This is a genomic window from Shewanella atlantica, assembly GCF_003966265.1.
GTDB lineage: Bacteria > Pseudomonadota > Gammaproteobacteria > Enterobacterales > Shewanellaceae > Shewanella > Shewanella atlantica.
In genome coordinates, this window is record NZ_RXNV01000005.1 from 164,925 (window position 1) to 177,544 (window position 12,620).

10 protein-coding genes are annotated in these 12,620 nt (G+C 46.1%); 7 read left to right on the forward strand and 3 right to left on the reverse strand.

All coding sequences use genetic code 11. From position 1 onward, the window contains the following. Positions 1–242: 242 nt before the first annotated feature. Both EKG39_RS13260 and EKG39_RS13265 read left to right on the forward strand, forming a co-directional pair. Positions 243–1,307, forward strand: coding sequence for a porin (locus tag EKG39_RS13260; protein WP_126506223.1), 1,065 nt, complete (start codon positions 243–245; stop codon positions 1,305–1,307). A 604-nt stretch (positions 1,308–1,911) separates the two neighbouring features. Further along, on the forward strand, positions 1,912–2,940 hold the full coding sequence (locus EKG39_RS13265; protein ID WP_126506224.1) for a porin: 1,029 nt from the start codon (positions 1,912–1,914) through the stop codon (positions 2,938–2,940). A gap of 287 nt (positions 2,941–3,227) precedes the next feature. On the opposite strand, the gene EKG39_RS13270 is transcribed toward EKG39_RS13265, so the two are convergent. Together EKG39_RS13270 and EKG39_RS13275 are read right to left on the reverse strand one after the other, a co-directional pair. Next, positions 3,228–3,908, reverse strand: a complete 681-nt coding sequence (locus EKG39_RS13270) for a thiopurine S-methyltransferase (RefSeq protein WP_126506225.1) — start codon at positions 3,906–3,908, stop codon at positions 3,228–3,230. Positions 3,909–4,103: 195 nt separating this feature from the next. Then, positions 4,104–4,448, reverse strand: a complete 345-nt coding sequence (locus tag EKG39_RS13275; RefSeq protein ID WP_126506226.1) for a hypothetical protein — start codon at positions 4,446–4,448, stop codon at positions 4,104–4,106. Between the two features lie 301 nt (positions 4,449–4,749). Between EKG39_RS13275 and EKG39_RS13280 the strand changes: the two genes are divergently transcribed. Next, positions 4,750–6,585 (forward strand): protein kinase domain-containing protein, encoded by a 1,836-nt coding sequence (locus EKG39_RS13280; RefSeq protein ID WP_126506227.1) that lies wholly within the window; start codon positions 4,750–4,752, stop codon positions 6,583–6,585. Here EKG39_RS13280 and EKG39_RS13285 read toward each other — a convergent pair. Next, positions 6,582–7,151, reverse strand: a complete 570-nt coding sequence (locus tag EKG39_RS13285; RefSeq protein ID WP_126506228.1) for an FxsA family protein — start codon at positions 7,149–7,151, stop codon at positions 6,582–6,584. The genes EKG39_RS13280 and EKG39_RS13285 overlap by 4 nt on opposite strands. A gap of 312 nt (positions 7,152–7,463) precedes the next feature. Here EKG39_RS13285 and cutA point away from each other — a divergent pair, with 312 nt between their 5' ends. The 4 genes from cutA to EKG39_RS13305 all read left to right on the forward strand — a co-directional run bounded on the left by cutA (position 7,464) and on the right by EKG39_RS13305 (position 12,575). Further along, positions 7,464–7,787 (forward strand): divalent-cation tolerance protein CutA, encoded by a 324-nt coding sequence (cutA, locus tag EKG39_RS13290; protein WP_185817597.1) that lies wholly within the window; start codon positions 7,464–7,466, stop codon positions 7,785–7,787. Continuing rightward, complete coding sequence (locus EKG39_RS13295) at positions 7,784–9,619, forward strand: protein-disulfide reductase DsbD (protein ID WP_126506230.1); 1,836 nt, start codon at positions 7,784–7,786, stop codon at positions 9,617–9,619. The genes cutA and EKG39_RS13295 overlap by 4 nt, the downstream gene beginning before the upstream one ends. Positions 9,620–9,832: 213 nt before the next feature. Beyond that, positions 9,833–11,458 carry a cation:proton antiporter family protein gene (locus EKG39_RS13300; protein WP_126506231.1) on the forward strand — a complete coding sequence of 542 codons (1,626 nt, stop codon included), beginning with the start codon at positions 9,833–9,835 and terminating at the stop codon, positions 11,456–11,458. 79 nt (positions 11,459–11,537) lie between these two features. Then, positions 11,538–12,575, forward strand: a complete 1,038-nt coding sequence (locus EKG39_RS13305; RefSeq protein WP_126506232.1) for a TolB family protein — start codon at positions 11,538–11,540, stop codon at positions 12,573–12,575. The last annotated feature ends 45 nt before the right edge of the window (positions 12,576–12,620 follow it).

Below are 12,620 nucleotides of genomic sequence, written 5' to 3' on the forward strand. Positions count from 1 at the left end.
TATTTAAGCAGGTATAACTGCTTGTAAATAAGAATGATTAATATCACACAAGATCCACTCAACGTGACGCGCATCACAAAATAAAGTTCCCTATCTATGACAGACTCCGGCTCGACAATTACAGATTCAACAGGCTTGTGTGCACTAAATAACGCAGCCTTGACCAGCGTAAATTTTTCAAGCCTTACTCAACGCTCGACAGCGAAAATGCTGTTAAAACAAATAGCCACAGGAAGACAAAAATGAAGAAAACGGTTCTGTCTGCATCAATCATATCGACACTAGCAATCACCTCTTTCTCAGCTCTCGCTGACGGCCCAAATTTCTACGGGCGTGCTGATCTTGCATTCACCAACTCTGATCTTGGTGTCGCTACACAAAACCAGAAGTCGGGTACCATAATTGAAAACAACTTCTCATGGTTAGGTGTAAAAGGCACAGAGAAGATCAATGAGAACTTTGAAGTGATCTACCAAATGGAGTTTGGTGTAACTAACTTCGACAACTCAGGAGATACGTTCGGCGCCCGTAACACCTACTTAGGTCTTAAAACCGTTGCCGGTACTGCACTTGTTGGTCGTAACGACACCGTATTCAAAGCGGCCGAAGGTGGCTTCGACCTTTTCGGCAACACTAATTCAGATATCGACCTCCTCGCAGCAGGTCAGTCTCGCAGCGCCGATGGCATCAGCTATTATTCACCAAAGATTGCCGACTTAGTGACATTCAACGCAACCTACCTGGTTGAAGATAACTATGTTTCCTATGATGAAACAAGCAATGAGCGTATCGATGCGGGTAACATGTACGCGCTAAGTGCAACTATTGGTGATAAAGCGCTGAAAGCACAGAACTACTTTGTATCTGGTGCCTATACAGATGGTATCGACGATATCAAGGCCTATCGCGGTGTGGCACAAGTGAAACTGGGTGATGTGATCTTAGGTGGCTTCTATCAGAACAGTGAGCACTTAGACGATAAGTATTCTAATCTTGAAGGCGACACTTACTTCGTTAACGCCGCTTACGTTATGGGTAACCTGAAGTTAAAAGCCATGTACGGTAACGACAACTCGGGCCTTGGTAAGTATGTCAGCAGATTCGTTGGCAATACCGAAGGCGGAGCGATGGAAACAGTTTCTAATGTCGATCTGCAGCAATTTAGTGTCGGTGCAGACTATCGTGTCAGCAAGAGCACACTGTTTTACGGGCATTACACTAAATTCGATGGTGACATGATGCTAAACAGCGTCACGCAGAGCCTGAATGACGATATCATCACGGTTGGTATGCGTTACGACTTCTAATCTAACAGGCTAACCCTAAATTCTTCTAATCGAAAAAAATCGGCAATAGCACTAACAAGTTAGTATGAATTTATATAAAAAGCGGCCATTGGCCGCTTTTTTTCAACGTAATCGATAAAAGTTCGGTTTAAACCAGCCACAAAAACCGCTTTCATCTATTGTTTCTCCGAGCCAACCATTGTTCCAAATAAAATACAATGAATGACCGCCACACTTCTGGCCATGGCATATATCATTACTTCAAATTATTAAAACGCCTCGCAGACCGCTGTATCACCAGGTTTACAATTTTAGCACTTTCTTAACAATGCCGCATCCCATTCTGTATATAATTGTTAGCTCACTTAGATCTAGGTAGATATAAAGTAAGCACTTTAATCATTCAGCCTGTTTTTTAAACTTTGAGTGCAAACTTGTGACAAAAACGCACGCTATGGATACTAGAGAAAGCAAAAGTATGATCTAGCCCACAATTTTATTGACATAAAACTGTAAAATCCGAGCTCATGATTGTTACAAGAATGGACCCTTGTAGCAAAATTAAAAACCATAAATAACCATTTATAAATGGAGAAGAACTTAGGTTCTTGGGAGCACTCAAAACATGAAAAAAACACTAATCTCTGCAACAGTTGCATCTGTACTAACTATGGCTTCATTTGGCGCGCTAGCCGATGGCCCTAACTTCTACGGTCGTCTGGATCTGTCAGTTACTAACTCTGACAATGGCCTGACTTCACGCGAAGGTAAAGAAGGAACAGTTCTAGAGAACAACTTCTCTCACGTAGGTGTTAAAGGTAGCGAAACTATCGCTAACAACATCGACGTAATCTACCAGATGGAATTCCAGGTTGAAAACACATCTTCTAACAGCGATGTTTTCAAGGCTCGTAACACTTTCCTAGGTCTTAAGACTACTGCCGGTACTGTACTTGTTGGTCGTAACGACTCTGTATTCAAGCAATCTGAAGGTGGCATTGACCTATTCGGTAACAGCAACGCAGATATCGACCGTCTTGTAGGCGCTCAGTCACGTGTTGCCGATGGTATCTGGTACTACTCTCCAAAGATTGCCGACCTGGTAACGCTTAACGCAACTTACCTGATGACAGACAACAACCAAGCTGGTGTTGAAGACGCTGATGATCAGTACGCTTTAAGCGCGACTATCGGTGATAAGAAGCTTAAGGCTCAAAACTTCTATGTTGCTGGTGCATACAACAAAGGTATCTCTAGCATCGATGCATACCGTGGTGTTGCTCAAGTTAAATTGGCTGGCTTCAAGCTAGGCGGCCTGTTCCAAAACTCTGAGCATGTCAGCAAGACTAACCTCGAAGGTAACACTTACTTCGTAAACGTTGCTTACAACCTGAACGGCGTTAACCTTAAAGCTGAGTACGGTAAAGATGAAGCGGGTCTTGGTCTATACGCCAAGCGTTCTGGAATCCAGACTGCTGAAACAACTGATGTAAACATCACTACTATCACTGTTGGTGCTGACTACAAGATCGCTAAATCAACTATGGTATATGGCCACTACGCTATGTACGAAGGTGATTACAAGCTTTCAGGTATTAAGATGGACCTAGAAGATGACAACGTATTCACTGTGGGTGTACGTTACAACTTCTAATCGATGAGTCTCATGACTCTATAAACGATGTAGCGGTATTAAGAAAGGCGACCTAAGGTCGCCTTTCTTGTGTTAAATGTCTTATAAAGAGCCAAGATGACGCTACTAGGTAGCTAGTCGACGCTTCGCTGTAGAATCTAAGATGACACCCTTCGGGTTAATAGACGCTACGCTGTAGAAGCTAAGACGACGCCCTTCGGGCTATTGGAAAAGATTGCGGTTCAGAAAAAACAGGCGCAGCCGTCGAATAGGCGCAGCCGTCGAATAGGCGCAGCCGTCGATCTTCCCTAACCCTTTCTTACAAGCCGGTAGACGGACTCAGTCAACCAGGGTACCTCTTTCTTGATAAACCTTGGATTTTCACTGAGCACATCTTCGCAAGACAATATTTCGACTTCAAAAAACTCTGCCATATTTGTCATTATCCAATCATTCGATACGGCAAAGGGGGGACCTTTCAACGCCTCTTGGGGGTAATCTAAGGTAACGAGCAGGCCGACACTTTTTGGTGGAATAAGCGCAGCCAGCTTCTGTACATAATCCTGGCGCATCTCTTCGGGCCAGGCGATGAGTGCAGCCCTGTCATAGAAAGCACCGATTGTTTGTTCTTCTTGACCGGACAAAGTCTCAGGGGAGAGAGAAAATAGATCACCTTGATAGATACTCACCTGTTCGGTAACGAACTTTTGCAGCCCACCTACCCGATTCCTTGAATAACTCAGGTCATTTTCGGTAAAAAATTGTTCTACTGCTGTCTCATTGAGTTCACAGCCGATAACATTATGACCTAACTCGGCGAGAAAACAGATATCCAACGTCTTACCACAAAGTGGAACAAACACACTGACATTAGCTAATTTGCTCAGGTTCAGCCGAGGCCAATACTTCATCAGCAGCGAATTAACCTCATTTTGATGAAAGCCTATCTGCTGGGTATCCCATTTGCTATGCCAAAAACCGGGTTCCATAATTTGTCCTGTTCGCCTCAACATACGTATGACTAACGCCAAACATAAATGTTGGAAATATGAATTTTTCCGATACTCTAATGGGAACAAAACGGAGATGCAAAATTTAAGTCTTTAAGACTAAATCTTTAAAGAGGAGTTTTTCTAACTGAGTTAAGCGCTGCAGCTACTTTTATCTATAAAAAAATTAGATCTTTATTTTATCGCTAATACTTTCTGGGCCCTTCTCAGCCACACGCAATTTTCACACTCGCAGTTTCTTCTGGAAAGGTGGTGTGGAGTTAAGCTGGAATCAATAAAATCTACAGCGATCAACAACTGTTGTTTAATCTCCTGAACTGATTTTTTTTCAACCGCGACTAACTCGTCGTTGTGATTCATCCAGGTACATTCCATCCCCTGATGGCAATATAGGCACTGCTCATCACTGGTATTGAAAAAGCCTGCATGAGGGCAAAATTTCAACTCCATCGATTGAACGATGCGCTTCCTCGGGTATTCGAGTAACTCTATTAACAGGGCTTTGTCTAACTCTGTCATATGCCCCTCCTCACTTTCAATTACGCCTCTGTGACTAACGAATGAGAGGCTTATTTATGTTTATAAAGATATATTAGTTCTGCCTAAGAGGTTACCTGTGAAATTTTGTAACAGAATTGATATAGGTCAATATCATCACCGAAAATGTTCGATAGGCACCTTTTGATCTAACAAATATGGTGTTGATCAACTCAACTATGAACCACTTGATAGCCTTATAATTAACGATAATAAATGTTGGCTTATTCCCGGCTTATTGATTTAATGAATCCAGTACTCAAGAAAGCGTGTATGACCTAAGATGCCAACAAGCCAGCTACCCACACCACAACTGCAACACTTCTATATCTCTGAAGAGCAATCGATCTATCTGCTTAAAGCCGATGATGCGCGTAAGCACAGGGCCTGGATACGTCTGTGTAAGCAACAACTGGGTAAGTTAGGCTACAAAGAGTTGGAGCTCGTTGGTAAAGGCGCTTATGGGTTCGTATTTGCAGGCATAGACCCCAAGGGCGAGGCTCATGTTTTTAAATTTTCACGAGTCACTCTGCCACAACACGTTCAGGACAGGTTGGAAGAGGAGGCGTTTATGCTTGCTCAGGTCAAACATCCGAATGTGCCTCCCGCCATCAAGTTTGCCCACGCCGGTAAACAAGGCATCTTGGTCATGGCGAGGGCGCCGGGTGAGGATCTTGAACAACTCTGCTTGAAACGAGGCGCACTGCCTGTTGCCATGGTTATGAATATCGCCAGACAACTTGCCAATATTCTGCAATACCTGCACCACGGTCGTCCTTTGGTACATGGCGATATAAAGCCATCCAACTTAGTCTACGACATAAAGACCAATCACCTTTCACTTATTGATTGGGGCTCGGCGGTATTTGCCCAGCGAGACGCTCTGGGTAACCCGGTCAATGGAAATGTGATGGACCTGCTCTCTAATGATCAGCAGCATACTAACGCCAGAATGGGCGATGTCTATTTTATTGGAGAGGAACAACTAAATGGCTCCCTCTCCAGTACCCGATTCGATGAACAGGGTGTCGCAGCAACCTTATATGCCATAGCATCTGGCCAGGCGAGTCGTTTCGGCAGCAAGGTGATAACAGCCACCAGCATAGGTTTACCTGTAGAGCTGGCTAAAACCTTAGATGGCATGCTCAGTGATAATCCACAGCAGCGAAATAAAGCCGGGGACTACTTCCTCAAGAGTATGCTTCATAGCCACCGACTCCACCTGCCCGATATAGTTAAACCACCGCTGATAGGGGATATCCCGATTTGGGAGCTCACCCGGGAACGCGATGTAGAGACCGTTATCTATAGCTCCCGGAAATCATTCCTGAAAGAACATAACACGGAAGATCCCATCGAAAAGATGGATGACCTTCAGTTAGAAAAATATTATCGCAACTTTATGGCGGGAATGGGCGATACAGAGAAAGGTTTTATCGCCGCTGTCGGTCGTATCGGTCAATACTCGATCGTGGGAGGTCTGGCGATCCACTGGCGAGAAACCGGCGTTTTTGTCGACTCGAATCTGGCCCTGTATCGCGCCGAGGAAAAAGCGGCACTGACTTTAGCGGTCAACAACATGGTGACCCTGGCCAGAGGAATAAGAAGGATCGGGGTGTTTAAGGCTTGCTTCTTCAATGCCAGAGATACCTTGCACCTTGAGCGTGATGATACCACACAGCCTTTTCATATCGGTCCGGAGCAGCAGTTACCTTTCGAGGTAGGAAGCGTGCCTTCACTGGAAGATAGATCCCGCTTGCACTCTTACTTCGAGGATGGACGAGACCCTGACGAAAACCTGGAGCTTCCTTCAGAGATAATAAATGAACTGGCATGGATCAATAAGATCCATCATACCGGCTGCATCATCTTCGAAGTACTGCCTAACCATATGAAGATCCACAGTTATCTCAGGTTATTAAACCCCAGAAAACAAGCGGCATTCCGTGCCAGCCTCGATAGAATATTGAGTCACGTGGATAAGATTCAAGGGAAAGGGGTATCGGGCTTTATGAAGTTACCCTACAAAAACACCAGAAAGTTCAGTCATATAGATTGTAAAGAGGAAAACTATTATCCGAGGAATCCGAAGAACAAGGTCCTAGAACCTAGAACCTAGGTCCTGGGATCTTCTTTATCATCTATCTGATGGCTTTCCGGACGCTTGTCGCTGGGATCATGCTTACGCTCAAAATCACCATCGAATGTATCTCCGCCTTCAGGGTTCTGACTCTTACTGTCATCGAATGGTTGATGCCCGCCAAAGGGACCTTGAGCACCATTGGCACCGGAACCAAAACCGCCATGAAAACCACCATTATTGACGACTCTCATCTTCATTCGCTTGTAAAGAAAGCCGGCAACCGGGATGCGGGTCAGGGGAGTCAACAGCAGTAATCCAATGGCATCGGTAACAAAGCCCGGAATAAGTAACAGCAGGCCGGCAACGGCCAGCATCATCCCCTCGACAATCTCCTGACCGGGTGCTTCGCCCCGTGCAAGCTTTTGCTGCACCTGCATTAGTGTAGTGATCCCTTGGCTACGAACCAAAGAGACACCGACAATAGCAGTAAAGAAGACTAAACCAACGGTGGTCCAGCTCCCGAACGACTCTCCGACACGGATCAGTACATTTAGCTCTATAACCGGAACTAAGATGAAGATAACTAACAGAAAGAAAAACACACTGACCTCACAACTACTAACCAATGAGCAAACCAATTACTCATATATGAAAACTATTTTATCCAATATGAAAACTATATGGGGCTTTACGGGTCTATTTTCAAGTAAGCAGCTGGAGTTTAGCTCATATAGTGATTCTGTTTACTTGGATAAGCTCACTATTTTAGCAATGCCTTAATGCAAGCCGATATGAAAAGACGTAAAGTATGCTCCATAAATAACCACGAACTACCTAAACGAATAGCTCAGGATAGTTTATCGACGCCGGCTTAAGCCAGCTTTAATTTATTAGACGAGATGGCAGCAGATACTATGCAAGATGATTTTCTGTTAGTGATGACAACTTGCCCCACTAAAGATTCGGCCACCGAGTTGGCTAAAGCCCTGGTCGAGGCAAAAATTGCCGCTTGTATACAGATCTCCGCTCCGGTGACTTCAATCTACAGCTGGGAAGATGAGATCTGTGAAGAGAGTGAGTTTAGCTTGCATATCAAATGCATGGCAGACAACTACTCTGCACTCGAGAATAAGGTAAAGCAGCTGCACCCCTATCAAGTACCTGAACTCATTGCCGTCTCCGTGACCAACGGGTTACCCGCATATTTTGATTGGATAAAAGAAACCACAACACCATGAAAAAAACACTTACCCTAGCTCTTACACTAGTTTTCTCAACCTTACTTCTGTTATCGCCTTTGGCACACAGTGAAGGCGTTTTCAGCAGCAGTAAGTTCAGCTTCCTCAAAGATGAACCTAAGCTGATGCCTGTCGATGAAGCCTTCGTTTTCGACTTCAAGCAGCAAGGTGAACAGCTGAAAGTAAGTTGGGTCATTGCAGACGGCTACTACATGTACCGTGATAAGCTGAAGTTTGAAGCAGACGGCGCGACATTGGGTGAAATAGCACTCCCTCGCGGCAAGGCGCACACTGATGAATATTTTGGCGAGCAGGAGGTTTACTACTCATACGTTGAGATCCCTATAGCTATCAGAGAAGCTGTCGAAGGCGGCTCTGTTCACGTTACTTTTATGGGCTGTGCCGAAGGTACATTGTGTTATCCGCCGACCAAGAAAACCGCTTTACTGAGTAAGGTTGAAGCCAATGATGGCTTACTGAGCGATGAGCTTCCTACAGGTGAAAAACTTGCAAAGGCTCAAGTTAATTCTGAAACCGGCCAAGCTCCTATCACTCAACAAGATAGCCTGAGCAATATGTTATCGGGTGACAGTTTGCTCTGGACACTGGTGATCTTCTTCGGCCTGGGGATTGGTCTCGCACTCACCCCTTGTGTCTTCCCTATGTACCCTATTCTATCCGGGATTATCGTTGGACAAGGAGAAAAGCTCTCAACGGCTAAGGCATTCAGCCTCTCTATGGTCTACGTACAGGGCATGGCGATAACCTACTCACTGCTCGGTTTAGTTGTCGCATCGGCCGGTATGAAATATCAGGCAGCCCTGCAACACCCGGCCGTGCTCATCGTATTAGCCGTGCTCTTCTTCGTATTAAGTTTGTCCATGTTTGGTCTGTACGAACTCAAATTACCGTCCAGCTGGCAGGAGAAGATGAATCGCTTCTCCAACAACCAGAAAGGCGGCAACGTTGCTGGCGTCTTCATTATGGGGATTATCTCAGGCCTGGTCGCCTCTCCATGTACTACCGCGCCACTGTCCGGTGCCTTGGTATATGTAGCACAAACCGGTGATCTGCTACAGGGCTTCCTGGCCCTCTACGTGCTCAGCATGGGTATGGGATTACCGCTACTTATTATAGGTACCTCAGGTGGTAAATTGTTGCCAAGAGCGGGAAGCTGGATGGATGTTATCAAGACGGTCTTTGGCTTCCTGCTGATCGCCGTATCCATCGTTATGATTGGCAGGATCTGGCCTGACTTCCTCTCGGATCTACTCTGGTCGATTTGGGGCGTGGTATTGGTCGGATACCTGATGCACCAGAACAAACTCACCGATTTTAACTGGAAGCAAACAGTTCGCTCTGTTCTGTTGATCCTGATGCTATTAGGTAGCTTCTCATATGGGCTACAAGCCGTGATGACAAAACTTGGCGTTCAGTCACAGACGCAGGTCGCCAGCGAACAGGCTCATGGACATAAACGCATCAAGTCTGTCGCCGACCTCAAGGCAGAGGTCGAAGCGGCCGCAGCCCAAGGCAAGCCGGTGATGTTAGATCTCTATGCCGACTGGTGCGTAGCCTGTAAGGAGTTCGAAGCCATCACCTTTAAGGACCCGGCAGTTCAGGCTCGTTTGGCACAGATAGTATTTCTTCAGGCCGACGTCACCAAGAATGATAGCTTAGATATCGAGCTTCTGGAGAGCTACGATGTACTCGGCCTCCCGACCTTACTGATGTTTGATGCCGATGGTGAGCTTCGAAACGATCTACGCGTCACCGGCTTTATGAAGCCAGACGCCTTCGCAGCCCATTTAGATATCTTACTGAAAAAGTAAACCGCTTAGATACGCACAAAAATCAAGACCTGCGCTTCAACAGAATCGCAGGTCTTCTTATTTCTCCCCCCTTTATCGCGACAAGTCAGGCCACTCTCCGATTGCTCCCTAGCGTACAAATCCAATTTATCAAATCATTTTTTATTTTTAATATAAAGTTAAACAAACTCTTATACAATATGAGGTAGTTACCCTTATACCATCAGGAGAGACATGGAACCCGCCATCCTTATCACCACCTTAGCTTGCGGTATGTTAGTCAGCCGAGTAGGACTACCGCCTCTTATCGGCTATCTCGTAGCGGGTTTTGTACTGTTTTTGTTCGGCATCGATGAATCGAGTCTTCCTCTTCTGGAGCAGTTGGCAGAGCTTGGCGTCACCTTACTTCTGTTTGCCATCGGCCTTAAATTAGATATCCGAAGTTTATTCAAAGCCGAAGTCTGGGCAGGTTCCAGCCTGCATCTGATGGGCTCTATGCTGTTCTTTATCCCACTACTCAAGCTGCTTGGAATATTGGGGCTGGAACAACTCACAGGTCTCGATCTTAATCAATTAGCCCTGCTGGCCTTTGCACTCAGCTTCTCCAGTACGATTTTTGCCGTCAAGATATTGGAAGATAAGGGTGATATGCAATCACTCTATGGCCGCGTCGCGATCGGTATCTTGATCATGCAGGATATCTTTGCGGTGGCTTTCCTGACCATATCGAAAGGTGATATTCCTTCTGTCTGGGCCTTAGGATTATTACTGTTGCCATTTGCCAGACCACTTATCTATCGTGTCTTCGACCGTGTCGGTCATGGTGAGCTTCTGGTGTTGTTCGGATTAGTGATGGCGCTGGTATTAGGTGCCTGGCTATTCGAGGCTGTCGGTCTTAAGCCCGATTTAGGCGCGCTGATTATCGGCATTTTATTAGCGGGTCACTCAAAATCTTCGGAGCTGGCAAAGTCGCTGTTCTATTTCAAAGAGCTCTTCCTGGTAGCTTTCTTCTTAACGGTTGGCCTCAATGGACTGCCTAGCTTTTCAGACATAGGTTTAGCCAGCCTGTTAGTGTTAGTGGTCCCTGTTAAGGTCGCCCTGTTCCTCTACCTGTTAACCCACTTTAAACTGCGCTCCCGTACCTCGCTGATGACCTCATTTAGTCTGGGCAACTACAGTGAGTTTGGCTTAATTGTCGCGGCCGTCGCCACGAGCAAAGGCTGGCTACCTTCGCAATGGATGGTAATTTTGGCCGTAGCCTTGAGTATCAGCTTCCTCTTTTCTGCGCCATTAAATGCCGCATCAAACAGGCTGTATATAAAGATGCAGGGGCGATTAAAACGACTCGAGAAATACCCGCCACATCCGGAGGATAGGCAGATCAATGTAGGCAATCCAAGGTTCCTGATTTTGGGTATGGGACGGATCGGTAGCGGGGCCTACGATGAGCTGAAAAGTAAATTTGACGGCGAGATCCTGGGGGTTGAACACAAACAAGATCTCGTTGACTACCACAAAGAACATGGACGACATGTGGTTCAGGGAGATGCATCTGATACCGACTTCTGGGAGAAGCTTGAGCATGCCCCGAATCTGGAGCTGGTGTTACTTGCTATGCCCCATCATATTGGTAATCAATTTGCTGTTGAGCAACTACAGAGACTCAACTATAAAGGCAAAATGAGTGCGATAGTCCAATACGCTGAAGATGCAGAATCTCTTAAATCAACGGGTGTTCATTGTGTCTATAACCTCTATGAAGCGGCGGGTGCTGGTTTTGTCGACCATGTGGTTAATGATCTCCTCCCGGACTCCCATGTGGCACGCTCTAATGCCGAAGAGATGAAAACCAAAGGTTAGTTAAAGGTAGATTGTATACATTATCCTGACAATCTAGTATTGTATTTCCCATCCTACGTAAGATGGGAAAAACAATACTATGATGACCCCTACAGCAAACAGCCACCTAAACCCAACCTTGAGCAAACAACACAGGCGGCTGAGGCGTAATAAGCCAGCCAAGTTGATAAGCCTGCTCAGGCTGTCACCTCTTCCGTTGCTGGCTTCGATAATCGCTATGCCCTCTTTGGCTGACGGCTACGATATTTGGCTTTATCCCCTGCACTTCGATGCTATTAATGCCAGCTGGCAGCTCGGAGAAGCTAGAGCCGTCACGGATCGAGACGGCTATGACAATCAACCTGCCTTCACACCTGACAGTCAAGCCATACTGTTTTCATCAGACAGAGGTGGTACTCACCAGGATATCTATCAATATTGGATTAATGACAAGCATCAGGATGACGATGGCAAGGTTGCTCTCCAACTAACCCAAATTACCGACACAAAAGGCGAGAGTGAGTATTCTCCCCAGCCCACACCAAATGGCACTCGTTATGTCGTCGAACAAGGCGTACCACATCAGAGTGTCTGGATAGAGGAGACGGGCACAGCCAGAAAACGCGCCATCAATAGCATGATCCCCAGCGGTTATTATGCTCACCACCCTGAGGTCGGCACACTTATTTGGGCGCGATACGCCTATAGCCTCTACTTCGAACCCTTGGGAGAGGTTGCTGATGAACGGCACTTTGTCGTCGCGAATGCCGGTCGTAGTATTCATGCAATTCCAAACGAGCAGGCTTTCAGTTATCTGCATAAACAACCCGATGGCGAGAGGGTTATTAAGCGGTTTGCTCCCGGCTCAGGTAGTCACACCCACTTGATATCCGTGGGACGCAGTAGCGAAGATTATGGTTGGAGCGGCAATGGTTGGATCTTCAATATTGATGCTAACCGGCTCAGAGCCTGGCCTTCCTCATCTAAAACAACTCACACAGACCAGACTCTTCGGTGGCAAAGTGCTCGGTGGCAGACGGTTACTCAACTTGAGCCCCCGACACAGGCTCACCATAGCCCTTCCCGGATAGCTATCAGTCCCGATAATCGTCATCTTGCCATCGTGTGGGCAAGGTAATTAATTACAGATGCCGATGAAAAATAACAAGAATAGAAAAGGTCA

What these genes read in the sequence shown, in the direction of transcription:
- EKG39_RS13260 (WP_126506223.1), top strand. Translation starts at nt 243, where the DNA reads ATGAAGAAAACGGTTCTGTCTGCATCAATCATATCGACACTAGCAATC.
- EKG39_RS13265 (WP_126506224.1), top strand. Translation starts at nt 1,912, where the DNA reads ATGAAAAAAACACTAATCTCTGCAACAGTTGCATCTGTACTAACTATG.
- EKG39_RS13270 (WP_126506225.1), bottom strand. Translation starts at nt 3,908, where the DNA reads ATGGAACCCGGTTTTTGGCATAGCAAATGGGATACCCAGCAGATAGGC.
- EKG39_RS13275 (WP_126506226.1), bottom strand. Translation starts at nt 4,448, where the DNA reads ATGACAGAGTTAGACAAAGCCCTGTTAATAGAGTTACTCGAATACCCG.
- EKG39_RS13280 (WP_126506227.1), top strand. Translation starts at nt 4,750, where the DNA reads ATGCCAACAAGCCAGCTACCCACACCACAACTGCAACACTTCTATATC.
- cutA (WP_185817597.1), top strand. Translation starts at nt 7,464, where the DNA reads ATGCAAGATGATTTTCTGTTAGTGATGACAACTTGCCCCACTAAAGAT.
- EKG39_RS13295 (WP_126506230.1), top strand. Translation starts at nt 7,784, where the DNA reads ATGAAAAAAACACTTACCCTAGCTCTTACACTAGTTTTCTCAACCTTA.
- EKG39_RS13300 (WP_126506231.1), top strand. Translation starts at nt 9,833, where the DNA reads ATGGAACCCGCCATCCTTATCACCACCTTAGCTTGCGGTATGTTAGTC.
- EKG39_RS13305 (WP_126506232.1), top strand. Translation starts at nt 11,538, where the DNA reads ATGATGACCCCTACAGCAAACAGCCACCTAAACCCAACCTTGAGCAAA.